We start from the raw sequence: 16,102 nt of genomic DNA, 5'->3' as shown, positions 1-16,102 counted from the left end.
CCCACTCGCTCGGTCCCGGTGGGTCGGCCTCCGGGCGCCCGGCGGTGGGCTGAGCGGGCTCGCCGCTCTCGGGACGCGCCGGTTCCGTCACAGGATCCTCCTCATCGGCGTCCACCACCGCGCGGCGGACAACCTCAGGCTACCGTCGTCGATCAGCCCATCGGTCTGCGGCGCGGGACAGGACGCCAGGCGCGGCGAGCGCCCGAACACCTACCGGGCGGGGATCCGGTTCACGGCTCGAAGGTCCGGCGTGACCCGGGGCTGGACCAGGCGCCGCCGGCGCCGGGCGGGAGCTGGCTAGTCGACATTCGGCGCGAAGTCGTGGCCGTAGGGTGCCTCGGCAAGGCGGATCACGCCGACCACCACCGCGGCGACCACCGTCACCGCGGCCAGCGCCAGGCCCGTCCAGGCCAGGCTCTCCCCTCGCCGCAGCCAGGCCGCGCCGGTGAGAAAACCCTCCGATGCGTACGCCTCGCGGCGCGCCTGACGGGCCAGTTGCAGGGCCACCGTGGCCGGTACCACTCCCCCGATGAGCAGTCCGGTCAGCGCGCCCATCAGACCGAGCGCGAATACCGCCCGTGCCTTCGTGGCCCGCGTCGGGTCCGGGTCGAGCGGGTGCCGGGGCGATCCCGGTGGGGCGACCGGCATGGGTCCGGCGGCGGTCGTCATGCCTCCATCATGCCCCCCGAAGGGTGGATCGGTTGACGCATGGCCGCCGGTAGGGACAGCGAGGCCCCCGGCAGTTGCCGGGGGCCTCGTCGTCAGTGCCTATGGCTCAGCGGTACGACCCGAAGTCGAAGTCGTCCAGCGGAACCGCCTGGCCGCTGGCCGGTCCGAAGCCGTAGTCGGTCTCCGGGTAGCCGGTCATCGAGTAGACCTTGGCCTTCGCCTCCTCGGTCGGCTCGACCCGGACGTTGCGGTACTTGCTGATGCCGGTACCGGCCGGGATGAGCTTACCGATGATCACGTTCTCCTTGAGACCGATCAGCGAGTCACTGCGGGCGTGGATCGCCGCGTCGGTCAGCACCCGGGTGGTCTCCTGGAAGGAGGCCGCCGAGAGCCAGGAGTCGGTGGCCAGCGAGGCCTTGGTGATACCCATCAGCACCGGACGACCGGCGGCGGGCTCGCCACCCTCGCCGACGAGCCGGCGGTTCTCCGACTCGAACAGCGCCCGGTCGACCAGCACACCCGGCAGGAACTCGGTCGAGCCGGAGTCGATGACCGTCACCCGCTTGAGCATCTGGCGGATGATGATCTCGATGTGCTTGTCGTGGATGAGCACACCCTGCGAGCGGTAGACCTCCTGGACCTCCTGGGTCAGGTGGACCTGGACCGCCCGCGGGCCGAGGATGCGCAGCAGCTCGTGCGGGTCGATGGTGCCCTCGGTGAGCTTCTCGCCGACCTCGACGTGGTCGCCGTCGTGTGCCCGCAGCCGGACCCGCTTCGAGATCTTGTCGTACACGATCTCGTCGCTGCCGTCGTCCGGAATCACGACGATCTTGCGCGACCGCTCGCCGTCCTCGATCCGGATCCGGCCGGGGGTGTCGGCGATCGGCGCCTTGCCCTTCGGGATCCGCGCCTCGAAGATTTCCTGGACACGCGGCAGACCCTGGGTGATGTCCTCACCCGCGACACCACCGGTGTGGAAGGTACGCATCGTCAGCTGGGTACCCGGCTCGCCGATGGACTGGGCGGCGATGATGCCGACCGCCTCGCCGACGTCCACGATCTTGCCGGTCGGCAGCGAACGGCCGTAGCACGCACCGCAGACGCCCAGCTTCGACTCGCAGGTCAGCACGCTGCGTACCCGGACGTTCTCGACCCCGGCGGCAACGATCTTGTCGACCAGGATGGAGTTGAGGTCCATGCCCCGCTCGGCGACGACGGTGCCGTCCGGCCCCTTGATGTCGTCGGCCAGGGTACGGGCGTGCACGCTGGTCTCGGCGTGCTCGTGCACCACGAGCGTGCCGTCCAGCTGCTGACCCACCTGCATCGGGATGGCCCGGTCGGTGCCGCAGTCCTCCTCGCGGATGATGACGTCCTGCGAGACGTCCACCAGACGACGGGTCAGGTAACCCGAGTCGGCGGTACGCAGGGCGGTGTCCGCGAGACCCTTACGGGCACCGTGCGTGGAGATGAAGTACTCCAGCACGGACAGACCCTCCCGGTAGCTGGCCTTGATCGGCCGCGGGATGATCTCACCCTTCGGGTTGGCCACCAGACCACGGATCGCCGCGATCTGCCGGAGCTGAAGCAGGTTACCGCGAGCACCCGAGTTAATCATCTTCCACAGTGGGTTCTCCTGCGGCAGCGCGGTGTCCATCTCCTTGGCGACCTCGTTGGTCGCCTTGGTCCAGATCTCGATGAGTTCGCCGCGACGCTCCTCGGCGGTCATCAGACCACGCTGGTACTGCTTGTCGATCCGGTCGGCTTCCTTCTCGTACCGCTCCAGGATCTCCCGCTTGCGCGGCGGAGCGATGACGTCCTCCATGCCGATGGTCACGCCGGACCAGGTGGCCCAGTGGAAACCGGCCTCCTTGAGCCCGTCCAGGGTGGCCGCGAGGGCCACCTTCGGGAACCGCTCGGCGAGATCGTTGACGATCGCGGAGAGCTGACCCTTGCGGATCTCGTAGTTCACGAACCGGTAGCCCTGCGGCAGGGTCTCGTTGAACAGCACCCGGCCGAGGGTGGTCTCCACGGTCAGCGGCTCGCCCTGGACCCAGCCCTCGGGCGCGGTCCACGGCTGGGCGCCGGCACCGTTGTCGACCTCGACCACGCCCCGCAGCCGGATCTTGACCGGCGCCTGCAGGTGCAGCTCACCGTTGTCGTACGCCATCCGCGCCTCGGCGTCCGAGCTGAACGCCCGGCCCTCGCCACGCTCACCGGCGGTGAGGTGGGTCAGGTGGTAGAGACCGATGACCATGTCCTGGGTGGGCATGGTGACCGGCTTGCCGTCGGCCGGCTTGAGGATGTTGTTCGACGACAGCATCAGGATCCGCGCCTCGGCCTGGGCCTCGGCGGACAGCGGCACGTGCACCGCCATCTGGTCACCGTCGAAGTCGGCGTTGAACGCGGTGCAGACCAGCGGGTGGATCTGGATGGCCTTGCCCTCGACCAGCTGCGGCTCGAAGGCCTGGATGCCCAGCCGGTGCAGGGTCGGCGCCCGGTTGAGCAGCACCGGGTGCTCGCCGATGACCTCTTCCAGCACGTCCCACACGACCGGCCGCTGCCGCTCGACCATCCGCTTGGCGGACTTGATGTTCTGCGCGTGGTTGAGGTCGACCAGCCGCTTCATCACGAACGGCTTGAACAGCTCCAGCGCCATCTGCTTGGGCAGGCCGCACTGGTGCAGCTTGAGCTTCGGGCCGACCACGATGACCGAACGGCCGGAGTAGTCGACGCGCTTGCCCAGCAGGTTCTGCCGGAACCGGCCCTGCTTGCCCTTGAGCATGTCGGACAGCGACTTCAGCGGACGGTTACCCGGACCGGTGACCGGCCGGCCCCGGCGGCCGTTGTCGAACAGCGCGTCGACGGCCTCCTGGAGCATCCGCTTCTCGTTGTTGACGATGATCTCGGGCGCGCCGAGGTCGATCAGCCGCTTGAGCCGGTTGTTCCGGTTGATCACGCGGCGGTACAGGTCGTTCAGGTCGCTGGTCGCGAAGCGGCCACCGTCGAGCTGCACCATCGGGCGCAGGTCCGGCGGGATCACCGGAACGCAGTCGAGCACCATGCCGAGCGGCGAGTTGCGGGTGTTCTGGAACGCCGCGACGACCTTCAGTCGCTTGAGCGCCCGGATCTTCCGCTGGCCCTTGCCGGTACGGATGGTCTCCCGCAGGCTCTCCGCCTCGGCTTCCAGGTCCATGTTCTGCACCAGGGCCTTGATCGCCTCGGCGCCCATGCCACCGGTGAAGTACTCGCCGAACCGGTCGCGCAGCTCGCGGTAGAGCAGCTCGTCGGTGACCAGCTGCTTCGAGTCGAGCTTGCGGAAGGTGTCCAGCACCTCGTCCAGGCGGTCGATCTCGCGCTGGGCCCGGTCGCGGATCTGGCGCATCTCGCGCTCTCCGCCCTCCTTGACCTTGCGCCGGACGTCCGCCTTCGCGCCCTCGGCCTCCAGCTCGGCCAGGTCGGCCTCAAGCTTGGCGGCCCGCTTCTCGATCTCCGAGTCGCGGCTGTTCTCCGACTGCCGCTTCTCGGCCAGGATCTCGTTCTCGATCGTCGAGAGGTCACGGTGACGCGACTCGGCGTCAACGCTCGTCACGACGTACGAGGCGAAGTAGATGATCTTTTCGAGGTCCTTCGGGGCGAGGTCCAGCAGGTAGCCCAGCCGGCTCGGCACGCCCTTGAAGTACCAGATGTGGGTCACCGGCGCGGCCAGCTCGATGTGGCCCATCCGCTCACGGCGGACCTTCGAGCGGGTCACCTCGACGCCGCAGCGCTCGCAGATGATGCCCTTGAACCGGACCCGCTTGTACTTACCGCAGTAGCACTCCCAGTCCCGCTGCGGACCGAAGATCTTCTCGCAGAAGAGCCCGTCCTTCTCCGGCTTGAGGGTGCGGTAGTTGATCGTCTCGGGCTTCTTGACCTCGCCGTGCGACCACTGACGGATGTCGTCCGCGGTCGCCAGCCCAATTCGCAACTCGTCGAAAAAGTTGACGTCGAGCACGTTCAATTCCCTCACACGTCGCTTGTTGCGTCAGCAGCTCACCGGGTTTGGTTTCGGGGCGGGGTGACCCACACAGGGATCAAACTGACCGCCCGGAGTGGGTTGCCCCGCCCCGAAACCCCAACGTCACACTTCCTCGACCGAGCTCGGCTCACGCCGGGAAAGGTCGATGCCCAGTTCCTCCGCGGCCCGGAACACCTCGTCGTCGGTCTCGCGCATCTCCAGGGCCACACCGTCGCTGGAGAGCACCTCGACGTTGAGGCACAGCGACTGCAGCTCCTTGAGCAGCACCTTGAACGACTCCGGAATGCCCGGCTCGGGGATGTTCTCGCCCTTGACGATGGCCTCGTAGACCTTGACCCGGCCGAGGACGTCGTCGGACTTGATCGTCAACAGCTCCTGCAGCGCGTACGCGGCGCCGTAGGCCTGCATCGCCCAGCACTCCATCTCACCGAAGCGCTGGCCACCGAACTGTGCCTTACCACCCAGCGGCTGCTGCGTGATCATCGAGTACGGGCCGGTCGACCGAGCGTGGATCTTGTCATCGACCAGGTGGTTGAGCTTGAGGATGTAGATGTAGCCGACGGCGATCGGGTCCGGCAGCGGCTCGCCGGAGCGGCCGTCGAACAGCTGCGCCTTGCCGCTGGCCCCGATCAGCTGCTTGCCGTCCCGGTTGGGCAGGGTCGACGCGAGCAGACCGGAGATCTCCTCCTCACGGGCACCGTCGAAGACCGGCGTGGCCACGTTGGTGTCCGGCTCGGAGGTGTCCGCACCGATCCCCTGGAGCTGACGCTTCCACTCGGCGTCGTCGCCCTCGACCTGCCAGCCCGTCTTGGCCACCCAGCCGAGGTGGGTCTCCAGCACCTGGCCGATGTTCATCCGGCTCGGCACACCCAGCGGGTTGAGCACGATGTCGACCGGGGTGCCGTCCTCCAGGAACGGCATGTCCTCGACCGGCAGGATCTTGGAGATGACGCCCTTGTTGCCGTGCCGGCCGGCGAGCTTGTCGCCGTCCTGGATCTTCCGCTTCTGGGCGACGTAGACCCGGACCAGCTCGTTGACGCCCGGCGGCAACTCGTCGCCGTCCTCGCGGGAGAAGGTACGCACGCCGATGACCGTGCCGGTCTCACCGTGCGGCACCTTCAGCGAGGTGTCCCGAACCTCACGCGCCTTCTCGCCGAAGATCGCGCGGAGCAGCCGCTCCTCCGGGGTCAGCTCGGTCTCACCCTTCGGAGTGACCTTGCCGACCAGGATGTCGCCGGGGACGACCTCGGCGCCGATCCGGATGATGCCGCGCTCGTCGAGGTCGGCGAGCATCTCCTCGCTGACGTTCGGGATGTCGCGGGTGATCTCCTCCGGGCCGAGCTTGGTGTCCCGGGCGTCGACCTCGTGCTCCTCGATGTGGATCGAGGTGAGCACGTCCTGCTGCACGAGGCGCTGCGACAGGATGATCGCGTCCTCGTAGTTGTGGCCCTCCCAGGTCATGAACGCCACGAGCAGGTTGCGCCCGAGCGCCATCTCGCCCTCGTCGGTGCACGGACCGTCGGCGATGACCTGGCCGGCCTCGACCCGGTCGCCCTCGAAGACCACCGGCTTCTGGTTGACGCAGGAGCCGGCGTTGGAGCGGCGGAACTTGTGCAGCAGGTACGTCCGGCGGTGGCCGTCGTCCTGGTGCACCGTGATGTAGTCGGCGCAGAGGTCCTCGACCACGCCACCGACCTCGGCCACCACCACGTCACCGGCGTCGACGGCGGCACGGTACTCCATGCCGGTGCCGACCAGCGGCGACTCCGCCTTGACCAGCGGCACCGCCTGACGCTGCATGTTGGCGCCCATCAGGGCCCGGTTCGCGTCGTCGTGCTCCAGGAACGGGATCATCGCGGTCGCGACCGAGGTCATCTGCCGCGGCGACACGTCCATGTAGTCCACCGCGCCGGGCGCGACGTCCTCGGTCTCGCCGCCCTTACGGCGGACCAGGACACGGTCCTCGGCGAACGAGCCGTCGGCCCGCAGCGGCGCGTTGGCCTGCGCCTTGACGAACCGGTCCTCCTCGTCCGCGGTCAGGTAGTCGATCTGGTCGGTGACCCGACCGTCGACGACCTTCCGGTACGGCGTCTCGATGAAGCCGAACGGGTTGACCCGGGCGAAGGTGGACAGCGCGCCGATCAGGCCGATGTTCGGGCCTTCCGGCGTCTCGATCGGGCACATCCGGCCGTAGTGGGACGGGTGCACGTCGCGGACCTCGAAGCCGGCCCGCTCCCGGGACAGACCACCCGGGCCGAGCGCGCTCAGCCGGCGCCGGTGGGTCAGGCCCGCCAGCGGGTTGGTCTGGTCCATGAACTGGGACAGCTGCGAGGTGCCGAAGAACTCCCGGATCGCGGCCACCACGGGGCGGATGTTGATCAGGGTCTGCGGCGTGATCGCCTCGACGTCCTGAGTGGTCATCCGCTCGCGGACGACCCGCTCCATCCGGGACAGGCCGACCCGAACCTGGTTCTGGATCAGCTCGCCCACGGTACGCAGCCGCCGGTTGCCGAAGTGGTCGATGTCGTCGGCCTCGTAGCCTTCCTCACCGGCGTGCAGCCGGCAGAGGTATTCCACGGTGGCGACGATGTCGTCCTCGGTCAGCGTGCCCGTGGTGATCGGTACGCCGACTTCGAGCTTCTTGTTGAACTTGTACCGACCGACCTTGGCGACGTCGTACCGCTTCGGGTTGAAGAAGAGGTTGTCGAGCAGGGTCTGGGCGTTCTCGCGGGTCGGCGGCTCGCCAGGGCGCAGCTTCCGGTAGATGTCGAGTAGCGCCTCGTCCTGGCCGGCGATGTGATCCTTCTCGAGCGTGGTCATCATCAGCTCGGACCAGCCGAACTTCTCACGGATCCGCTCGGCCGACCATCCGATGGCCTTGAGCAGCACCGTGACGGCCTGCCGACGCTTGCGGTCGATGCGGACGCCGACCGTGTCGCGCTTGTCGATGTCGAACTCCAGCCAGGCACCCCGGCTCGGGATGACCTTGACGCTGGAGAGGTCGCGGTCGGAGGTCTTGTCCGGCTGCTTGTCGAAGTAGACGCCCGGCGAGCGGACGAGCTGGCTGACCACCACGCGCTCGGTGCCGTTGATGATGAAGGTGCCCTTCGGCGTCATCATCGGGAAGTCACCCATGAACACCGTCTGGCTCTTGATCTCGCCGGTGGTGTTGTTGGTGAACTCCGCGGTCACGAACAGTGGCGCGCAGTAGGTGAGGTCCTTCTCCTTGCACTCCTCGATCGAGGCCTTGACCTCGTCGAAGCGCGGGGCGGAGAAGGAAAGCGACATGGTGCCGGAAAAGTCCTCAATGGGACTGATCTCGTCGAGAATTTCCGCGAGACCCGATCGTGCGTGCGGGTCGTCCGCCGACCGGCCCTGCCAAGCCTCGTTGCCGACGAGCCAGTCGAAGGACTCGTTCTGAATGGCGAGGAGGTTGGGGACCTCGAGGTGTTCGGTGATCCGGCCGAAGGAAACTCGGCGGGGAGCGAATGCGCTCGACGTACGACTGGTCTTCGCAGGGCGGGAAGCTGCCAAGATGCGTCCTTCCGAGGACCGGTGCTGCAGAACGGCTGGTACGCGTGCACTCCAATGACCCCACCAGAAAATATCCATAACCGGACATTTCCGAGCAGGGGTCAAGTCGGAAGGCAGCGCAAACTAGCAGTGTAGCCGAGAGGCTAACCGCTGTCCAGCCCACCCCGCAGGACGTTGCGGAAACTGGTCTCGGGACCCTGACCGGGTCGCACCGGACCGCTCGGAACGCAACGTTCCCGCCGGCCGCTCGGGTGTCCGCGGCTGTGGTGCTGCCGTTGATCTACCCACGCGGTGGCCGTCGCAAGCGCGGAAGGTCTTGCTGATGCCAGCGTGCCTGTCAGCCCAGGGTCGCGTCAAGGGCCGAGCTTGTCATCCCCTGCTCTTTCCCACCGACGGGCTAGTCCACCTGGCGGGTCACCGGATCCGACCGTCAGGTCCACGGCCTGCTCATGCCCGGTCACACCCCGGTCCACGAGCACGGCGGGCGGCGATCCGTCTGATTGGATCGCCGCCCGCCGCGACATGGTGTGCCCCGGCTCACGTCGGCCGGGACGACCAGGTGGTGCTCAGGTCACTTGAGGGTGACCTTGGCGCCCTCACCCTCGAGCTTGGCCTTGGCCTTCTCGGCGGTCTCCTTGTTGACCTTCTCCAGGATGGCCTTCGGCGCGGACTCGACCGCGTCCTTGGCCTCCTTGAGGCCCAGGCCGGTCAGCTCACGCACGACCTTGATGACCTGGATCTTCTTGCCGCCGTCGGCCTCGAGGACGACGTCGAACTCGTCCTTCTCCGGCTCGGCCTCGGCAGCGGCGCCACCGCCGGCCGGGCCCGCCACCATCATCGCCGCCGGAGCGGCGGCGGTGACCTCGAAGGTCTCCTCGAACTGCTTCACGAACTCGGAGAGCTCGATCAGCGTCATCTCCTTGAACGCGTCGAGCAGCTCGTCGGTGCTGAGCTTCGCCATGTCTGGCGTCCTTTCCTGAAAGGTTTAACTAAGAACGTGGGTGCGCCGCGCGGCCTCAGGCCGCCTCGGCGCCTTCCTTCTCGCGCTTGTCCTGCAGGGCGGCCGCCAGGCGGGCGGTCTTCGACAGCGGGGCCTGGAACAGGGCCGCGGCCTTGCTCAGGTTGCCCTTCATCGCGCCGGCCAGCTTGGCCAGCAGCACCTCACGGGACTCCAGGTCGGCGAGCTTCGTGACCTCGGCCGCGGAAATGGCCTTGCCCTCGAAGACACCGCCCTTGATGACGAGCTTCGGGTTGGCCTTCGCGAAGTCGCGAAGCCCCTTCGCCGCCTCGACGACGTCGCCCGAAACGAAAGTCAGCGCGGTAGGACCGGTGAACAGCTCGTCGAGGCCGGAAATGCCCGCGTCCGCCGCAGCACGCTTGGCCAGCGTGTTCTTGGCGACCGTGTAGCTGGTCTCCTTACCGAGCGAGCGCCGCAGCTGGGTGAGCTGGGAAACCGTCAGACCGCGGTACTCGGTCAGCACGGTGGCACCCGCGCTGCGGAAGCTCTCGGTCAGCTCAGCAACAGCCGTGGCCTTGTCGGCCCGGATCGGCTTGTCCGCCATGTCCCTCCTCTCTCGTTGCTCGAGGCCGGTCACCAGCGCAGGCGGTCGCCTGCGGCTGGAGCGAGGGCATCGCGACAACAGAAAAGCCCCGGCGCAGGGCGCACGGGGCGAGAAGGGCCTCGATCACCGCAGTCGGCGGACCGCAGGATGCTGCCGATGTTCGCTTGCCGCCCTGCGCGGGTCGCCCGTCTTCGCGGGACCTTCGACCGTGCCAGGGCACGGTGACCAGCGGTCTCTGGGTGTAACTCCGCGCCTAGGTTACGCCCTACTCGCGGTAGCCACCAAATCGCCCCGGAGTGTGCTCCCTCACCAGCCGCGACCGACGTCAGGCGCGGCGGTGCCGCGCCTGGAGGTAACCGGCCAGGGCCATCCACGCCCAGAGCAACGCCCAACCGGTCAACAGCGCTGCGGTCGTCACCGAGAGCGACCCGGCCAGGGCCCGGGCGGTGGGCAGCAGCGGCGGTGCCAGCCACCCCAGCGCCGGGCCGGCGAGGCCGAGCACCAGCGCGAGGACCACACCGAGGGCGAGCACCGCCACGCCGTACCCGGCGGTGCGGGTGATCACCCGGCTGGCCAGGGCGCCGAGCGCCACGGCGGCCGGCAGGGCGAGCAGGTGGGCCCAGAGGCCGAGCGCCAGGCCGGCGGCGATCGACCGGTCTTCCGGTCCGGTCGGGGTGGCCACCCCACCGACCAGCCACGGCACCGCCAGCGCCACCACGACCAGGCCGAGGCCGGCGGTCGCCGCGGCCAGCAGACCGGCCGCCCGTTCCCGGGCCGGCCCGACCGCGACCAGGGCCAGCCGGCGCTGCACGTCCGGCTCCACGTCCAACAGGATCTTGGTCTGCCAGGCCAGGACCGGGAAGAGCACCACCGCCGACACTCCGTAGGCCTCGGCCGGCTCGGCGCGACCGCCGCCGTAGAGGATGCCCAGCGTGAGCAGGCCCGCCAGGACCGGTGCCAGCGCCCGTCCGGTACGCAGGAAGCCCACCAGCCGGAACCGGACGAGCGCGATCACGACGCCGCCTCGGCCGCTGCCCCGGACACCGGCCCGGTGACCGGCAGCGGGACGTCGTGACCGCGTACCCGGAGAATGTGATGGCCCTCGGCCCGCAGCCGGTGCACGGCGTCGGCGACCTGCGTCGCCGGGATGGCCAACTCCACCACGACCAGGGCCTCCCCGCCGGTCGGGGCGCGCTCGGTCACCGTCTGGTCGGCGACGGTCCACTCCCGTGCGCCCGGCAGTCGGGCCGTCTCGCCGCGATGGTCGCTGACCAGCACCGAGCCGCCGTCGGCCAGGACCTCACCCACCACCTCCGGAACCAGCTCGCGGGCTGCGGCGTCCAGGCCCTCCCAGGGCTCGTCGAGGACGAGCAGACCGGGCGGGCGCAGCAACGCCTGGGCCAGGCCGACCTTCTGTGCGGTGCCCTTGGAGAGCTGGGCCAACCGGACGCCCTGGAACGGACCGAGGCCGAGCCGGTCGAGCCAGCCCCGCACCGCCCGGTCGGCCTGCGCCGGGGACAGGCCGCGCACCCGAGCGACCGCGGTGAGATAGCCCTGGACGGTGAACGGCTGGTCGGCGGGGAAGCGTTCCGGTACCCAGCCGACCACGGCCGGCCGATCGACCACCCGGCCCCGGGCCGGGGGCAGGATCCCGGCGACCAACTGCAACAGGGTCGACTTGCCGGCGCCGTTTCGCCCGAGCACCACCGCCGCCTCGCCGGGCCCGATCCCGATCGTCACCGATCGAAGCACCCACGGACCGCCCCGGCGGTACCGCAACCAGACGTCCTCCAGTCGCATCAGACGAGCGTGCCACAACCGGTACACGCGAGGGGCCCCGCCACATCGTGGCGGGGCCCCTCGCGTGCGTCGTGCTCAGCTGTCGGCCGAGCCCTCCTGCAGGTTCTTCACCACGTTCGGGTCGACCGGGACACCCGGGCCCATGGTGGTGGTGAGGGTGACCTTCTTGAGGTACTTGCCCTTCGCCGCGGACGGCTTGGCCCGCAGCACCTCGTCGAGGACCGCCGCGTAGTTGTCGACCAGCTGGGCCTCGGTGAAGGAGGCCTTGCCGATGATCAGGTGCAGGTTCGAGTGCTTGTCCACCCGGAAGGTGATCTTGCCGCCCTTGATGTCGGACACCGCCTTGGTGACGTCCATGGTCACCGTGCCGGTCTTCGGGTTCGGCATCAGGCCGCGCGGGCCCAGGATCCGCGCGATCCGGCCGATCTTGGCCATCTGGTCCGGCGTGGCGATCGCCGCGTCGAAGTCCAACCAACCGCCCTGGATCCGGGCGACCAGCTCGTCCGTGCCCACCTCGTCGGCACCGGCGGCGACGGCCTCCTCGGCCTTCGCGCCGGCGGCGAACACGATCACGCGGGCGGTCTTACCGGTGCCGTGCGGCAGGTTGACCGTGCCGCGGACCATCTGGTCCGCCTTGCGGGGGTCGACGCCGAGGCGCATCGCGACCTCGACCGTGGCGTCGAACTTGACGTTGGTCGTCTCCTTGGCCAGCTTGACGGCCTCGGCGGGGGTGTAGAACTTCGACCGGTCGATAACCTCGGCGGCCTTGCGGTAGCTCTTGCTGCGCTGCATTTTCTGTCTACTCCTGTGGTCTCTGGCGGGCCGCGATGCTCGCGCGCCCTCCCACGATCCGTACGGGTCGCTGGTGGCCGAGGTCAGTCGGTGACGTTCAGACCCATCGACCGGGCGGTGCCGGCGATGATCTTCTCAGCCTGGTCGAGGTCGTTGGCGTTGAGGTCGGCCATCTTCTTCTCGGCGATCTCACGCAGCTGGGCGCGGGTCACCGAGCCGACCTTCTGGGTGTGCGGGACGCCCGAGCCCTTCTGCACACCGGCGGCCTTGATCAGCAGCCGGGCGGCGGGCGGGGTCTTCAACACGAAGGTGAAGGACCGGTCCTCGTACACGCTGATCTCGGCGGGGACGATGTCGCCCCGCTGCGACTCGGTCTGCGCGTTGTACGACTTGCAGAACTCCATGATGTTCACGCCGTGCTGGCCGAGCGCGGGGCCGACCGGCGGCGCCGGAGTGGCCTGGCCCGCCGGCAGCTGAAGCGTGAACGTCTTGACGAGCTTCTTCTTCGGAGGCATGTCTCTTCCTGGGGCTTGGAACTGGGAAAGGTTCGCACCGACACCGCCACCCGGGCGCGCACGGTCAGCGCGGATAGGCGGCGGCGACGTTCTAGGGTAGCGCAGGCCGGGACATGCCCGCCCAGGGAGGTTGACCTGGCGGGCGAACCGGACAGACGAAACCGCTGGCGACGGCCCGAGGGCCGGCACCAGCGGTCGGTGAATCAGATCTTCGCGACCTGGTTGAAGTTCAGCTCCACCGGCGTCTCCCGGCCGAAGATCGACACCAGCACCTTGAGCTTCTGCTGGTCGGCGTTGATCTCGCTGATCGTGGCCGGCAGCGAGGCGAAGGCACCGTCGGTGACCGTCACCGAGTCGCCGACCTCGAAGTCGAGGACCTTGATCTCCGGCTTGGCCTTCTTCTGCTCCGTCTCCACGGCCGGCGCCAGCCACTTCAGCACCTCGTCGAGGCTCAGCGGCGCCGGGCGGTCGGCCCGGTCCGTGGCACCCACGAAGCCGGTGACGCCCGGCGTGTTGCGTACGCAGGAGTACGACTCGGCGGTCAGCTCCATCCGGACCAGGATGTAGCCCGGAAAGACCTTGGCCTGCACCTGCGAGCGCTTGCCGTTCTTGACCTCGACCTCTTCCCGGGTCGGCACCTCGACCTGGTAGATGTAGTCCTCCATGTCGAGGGACGTGATCCGGGTTTCGAGGTTGGTCTTGACCTTGTTCTCGTAACCGGCGTACGAGTGCACCACGTACCAGTCGCCGGGCGCGTAGCGCAGCTTCTGCCGCAGCTCGGCGACCGGGTCGTAGTCCTCGTCGGGCGCGGGCTCGGTCATCGCGAACTCCGGCTCGCTGGCGGCCTCGACCGACTCGTCACCAGCCGCCGTCGCCACCGTGGACTGCTCGTCCGGGGTCTCGGCGGTCTCGTCGTACTCAGGCACGCTCGCTCACTTCCGTCACTATCGGCACAGTCAGCCGGTCAGCTGGGGTTGCCGAAGACCCACAGCACGCCCTTTGCGAAGGCAAAGTCGAGGAGGGCCACGATCGTCAGCATCATCGCGACGAACGCGATCACCACGCCCGTGTAGGTCAGCAACTCCTTGCGGGTCGGCCAGATGACCTTACGCAGTTCGGCCACGACCTCGCGGATGAAACGCGCGATGCGGCCGAACAGGCCCACCTTGTCGGCATCGGTACGCGTCTTCGACCGGCTGTCGGCGGAATCCGCCTTGGCCCGCTCCCGGGTTGCGGTGCCGCCCCGGTTAACCGGCTCGTCCGCGTCGGAGGCGTCGTCGTCGGCGCCGTCACTGACGACCTCGTCGTTCAGGCGGTCGTCGTCGGCGTCCTCGCCGCGCCGCTTGTTGTCGGCCACTTCGCCCTCCGTCGCGGGATGTCGGGGTCGCACGCGGTTCGCGTACGCGGCGTTTGGTCACGCCGGCCGGACCCAACCGTCCCGGGACGGGCCGCGGCCGGCGGATCAGCCGGAAGGCCCGATGCCTCGGAACCTCCCCGCCGATGCCACCACCACGGGCCGGACGCCACCAAACGGTGGCGCGACCCACGGAACGGTCAGGCCTGAGGCGCAGGGGTGACAGGACTTGAACCTGCAGCCTGCGGTTTTGGAGACCGCTGCTCTGCCAATTGAGCTACACCCCTGTGTGGCAACGCTCGCCCCACCAGGTCACACGACCAGGCAGGGGTCACTTGCCCCACGGCGGACCAGTGTACGGGTAGGGACCCGAGTTTCCCAACCGGTCTACCCATCGCGTCGCGCGACGCCGGTCAGCCGGCCGTCCGCACGGTGGCCCGCGCCTGCGACAGCACCTTGTCCCCCTGGCAGGTCGCGGTGATGTCGAGCCTGGTCAGACCCGTCTCGGTCACCTCGCGGACCACCGCGCTCACCACGATCTCGGTGCCGGTGTCGTCGTCGGGAACCACCACCGGGCGGGTGAACCGGACCCCGTAGTCGACCACCGCGTCGGGCGCGCCGGCCCAGGTGGTGACCGCCCGGCCGACCAGCGCCATGGTGAACATGCCGTGGGCGATCACGCCGGGCAGCCCGACCTTGGTGGCGAACCGGTCGCTGTAGTGGATCGGGTTGAAGTCCCCCGAGGCGCCGGCGTAGCGGACCAGGTCCGCCCGGGTCACCTGGAACGTCTGGGTGGGCAGTTCCATGTCAGGCCTCCCCGCGTACGACGAGCTTGGACCAGACCGCGACCACCGGCTCGCCGGCGGTCGTGGTGACGTCGGTCCGGGTGGTCAGGAACTCGTGGCCGCCGCGGCTGGTGATGTCCTCGACGGTGTTGACGCAGATCAGCTCGTCACCGGCGACCACCGGCCGGGTGTACGCGAACCGCTGGTCGCCGTGCACGACCCGGCTGTAGTCGATGCCGAGGGCCGGATCCTCGATCAGCTGGCGGCTGGCGGCCATGGTGAGCACGACCGGGAAGGTCGGCGGCGCGACCACGTCCGGATGGCCCAGGGCGCGGGCGGCCTCCGGGTCGTGGTGGGCGGGATCGGTGGCGCCGATCGCGCTCGCGAACTCGCGGATCTTCTCGCGGCCCACCTGGTAGGGGGCGGTCGGCGGATAGGTCCGGCCGACGAAGGACTGGTCCAGGGACATGCCCGCGAACCTACACGCAGCACAAGATCGCCGATCCACGCGGTTGGCTGGGCGGCGGCAAGCCGCGCCCGCCGCGTGGACCGGCGATCGTGGTACGTCGGGGTTGCCGGGCCGAGGCCCGGCGGCGCTCAGCGCGTCTCGCGGTGAACGGTGTGCCGCCCGTCCCGGGGGCAGAACTTCTTCAGCTCGATGCGGTCCGGGTCGTTACGACGGTTCTTGCGCGTGATGTAGTTGCGCTCCTTGCACTCCACACACGCCAAAGTGATCTTCGGCCGAACATCGGTCGCCTTCGCCACGGCGGAGTGCCTTCCTCGCTAACGGATACAACTACGGCGCTAAAGCCTACGCGCCGCCAGGGCGGACACGCAAAGCGGGCGCCTGTGGCGCCCGTCCCACCGACCACCGGGAACTCCGGCGGACGAGAGTAGCGGTGGCCGGACTTGAACCGGCGACACAGCGATTATGAGCCGCTTGCTCTGCCATCTGAGCTACACCGCCGTGGTGGGCCCAGCCGGACCCTCTGAGCCCCCTTACGGAATCGAACCGTAGACCTTCTCCTTACCATGGAGACGCTCTGCCGACTGAGCTAAGGGGGCCTGCGCGA

The 16,102-nt window shown here is 68.9% G+C and carries 14 protein-coding genes and 3 tRNA genes; all 17 read right to left on the bottom strand.

Annotation, left to right across the window (positions count from 1 at the left end; genetic code table 11):
• Window positions 1-297: 297 nt before the first annotated feature.
• Window positions 298-669 carry a hypothetical protein gene (locus E0H26_RS07465; RefSeq protein ID WP_131302515.1) on the bottom strand — a complete coding sequence of 124 codons (372 nt, stop codon included), beginning with the start codon at window positions 667-669 and terminating at the stop codon, window positions 298-300.
• A gap of 106 nt (window positions 670-775) precedes the next feature.
• Complete coding sequence (locus E0H26_RS07460; protein WP_131302643.1) at window positions 776-4,663, bottom strand: DNA-directed RNA polymerase subunit beta'; 3,888 nt, start codon at window positions 4,661-4,663, stop codon at window positions 776-778.
• A 126-nt stretch (window positions 4,664-4,789) separates the two neighbouring features.
• On the bottom strand, window positions 4,790-8,221 hold the full coding sequence (rpoB, locus tag E0H26_RS07455; protein WP_131302512.1) for a DNA-directed RNA polymerase subunit beta: 3,432 nt from the start codon (window positions 8,219-8,221) through the stop codon (window positions 4,790-4,792).
• Between the two features lie 571 nt (window positions 8,222-8,792).
• Complete coding sequence (gene rplL, locus E0H26_RS07450; RefSeq protein WP_131302509.1) at window positions 8,793-9,182, bottom strand: 50S ribosomal protein L7/L12; 390 nt, start codon at window positions 9,180-9,182, stop codon at window positions 8,793-8,795.
• Between the two features lie 55 nt (window positions 9,183-9,237).
• Window positions 9,238-9,783: a 50S ribosomal protein L10 gene (gene rplJ / locus E0H26_RS07445; protein ID WP_013735964.1), complete on the bottom strand. Its 546-nt coding sequence runs from the start codon at window positions 9,781-9,783 to the stop codon at window positions 9,238-9,240.
• Window positions 9,784-10,108: 325 nt separating this feature from the next.
• Complete coding sequence (locus E0H26_RS07440; RefSeq protein ID WP_131302505.1) at window positions 10,109-10,798, bottom strand: hypothetical protein; 690 nt, start codon at window positions 10,796-10,798, stop codon at window positions 10,109-10,111.
• Window positions 10,795-11,583 (bottom strand): ABC transporter ATP-binding protein, encoded by a 789-nt coding sequence (locus E0H26_RS07435; protein WP_131302502.1) that lies wholly within the window; start codon window positions 11,581-11,583, stop codon window positions 10,795-10,797. Before E0H26_RS07435 ends, E0H26_RS07440 begins: the two co-directional genes overlap by 4 nt.
• A gap of 75 nt (window positions 11,584-11,658) precedes the next feature.
• Complete coding sequence (gene rplA, locus E0H26_RS07430; protein WP_131302499.1) at window positions 11,659-12,375, bottom strand: 50S ribosomal protein L1; 717 nt, start codon at window positions 12,373-12,375, stop codon at window positions 11,659-11,661.
• Between the two features lie 83 nt (window positions 12,376-12,458).
• The gene (gene rplK / locus E0H26_RS07425; RefSeq protein ID WP_093403591.1) at window positions 12,459-12,890 is read right to left on the bottom strand and encodes a 50S ribosomal protein L11; all 432 of its coding nucleotides are present in this window, start codon (window positions 12,888-12,890) and stop codon (window positions 12,459-12,461) included.
• A 203-nt stretch (window positions 12,891-13,093) separates the two neighbouring features.
• Window positions 13,094-13,816, bottom strand: coding sequence for a transcription termination/antitermination protein NusG (nusG, locus tag E0H26_RS07420; protein ID WP_013735967.1), 723 nt, complete (start codon window positions 13,814-13,816; stop codon window positions 13,094-13,096).
• A gap of 38 nt (window positions 13,817-13,854) precedes the next feature.
• Entirely contained in the window at window positions 13,855-14,247 is a 393-nt protein-coding gene (gene secE / locus E0H26_RS07415) for a preprotein translocase subunit SecE (protein WP_131302496.1), read from the bottom strand.
• A gap of 211 nt (window positions 14,248-14,458) precedes the next feature.
• A tRNA-Trp gene (locus E0H26_RS07410) sits at window positions 14,459-14,531 on the bottom strand.
• A 126-nt stretch (window positions 14,532-14,657) separates the two neighbouring features.
• Window positions 14,658-15,050, bottom strand: a complete 393-nt coding sequence (locus tag E0H26_RS07405) for a MaoC family dehydratase (RefSeq protein WP_131302493.1) — start codon at window positions 15,048-15,050, stop codon at window positions 14,658-14,660.
• 1 nt (window position 15,051) lies between these two features.
• The gene (locus tag E0H26_RS07400; RefSeq protein WP_131302491.1) at window positions 15,052-15,498 is read right to left on the bottom strand and encodes a MaoC family dehydratase N-terminal domain-containing protein; all 447 of its coding nucleotides are present in this window, start codon (window positions 15,496-15,498) and stop codon (window positions 15,052-15,054) included.
• Between the two features lie 128 nt (window positions 15,499-15,626).
• Entirely contained in the window at window positions 15,627-15,794 is a 168-nt protein-coding gene (gene rpmG / locus E0H26_RS07395) for a 50S ribosomal protein L33 (RefSeq protein WP_007073056.1), read from the bottom strand.
• A 129-nt stretch (window positions 15,795-15,923) separates the two neighbouring features.
• Window positions 15,924-15,996: transfer RNA gene (locus E0H26_RS07390), tRNA-Met, on the bottom strand.
• 25 nt (window positions 15,997-16,021) lie between these two features.
• Window positions 16,022-16,094, bottom strand: a tRNA-Thr gene (locus tag E0H26_RS07385).
• Window positions 16,095-16,102 lie beyond the last annotated feature (8 nt).

The sequence above is a fragment of the Micromonospora zingiberis genome (assembly GCF_004331455.1).
Taxonomy (GTDB): Bacteria; Actinomycetota; Actinomycetes; order Mycobacteriales; family Micromonosporaceae; genus Micromonospora; species Micromonospora zingiberis.
This window is presented reverse-complemented; position numbering and strand designations above follow the sequence as displayed.

Excerpts from the sequence above, each read along its gene's own strand:
- rplJ (WP_013735964.1), bottom strand. The coding sequence starts at position 9,783 with ATGGCGGACAAGCCGATCCGGGCCGACAAGGCCACGGCTGTTGCTGAG.
- E0H26_RS07405 (WP_131302493.1), bottom strand. The coding sequence starts at position 15,050 with ATGGAACTGCCCACCCAGACGTTCCAGGTGACCCGGGCGGACCTGGTC.
- E0H26_RS07400 (WP_131302491.1), bottom strand. The coding sequence starts at position 15,498 with ATGTCCCTGGACCAGTCCTTCGTCGGCCGGACCTATCCGCCGACCGCC.
- rplK (WP_093403591.1), bottom strand. The coding sequence starts at position 12,890 with ATGCCTCCGAAGAAGAAGCTCGTCAAGACGTTCACGCTTCAGCTGCCG.
- rplL (WP_131302509.1), bottom strand. The coding sequence starts at position 9,182 with ATGGCGAAGCTCAGCACCGACGAGCTGCTCGACGCGTTCAAGGAGATG.
- E0H26_RS07435 (WP_131302502.1), bottom strand. The coding sequence starts at position 11,583 with ATGCGACTGGAGGACGTCTGGTTGCGGTACCGCCGGGGCGGTCCGTGG.
- rplA (WP_131302499.1), bottom strand. The coding sequence starts at position 12,375 with ATGCAGCGCAGCAAGAGCTACCGCAAGGCCGCCGAGGTTATCGACCGG.
- E0H26_RS07465 (WP_131302515.1), bottom strand. The coding sequence starts at position 669 with ATGACGACCGCCGCCGGACCCATGCCGGTCGCCCCACCGGGATCGCCC.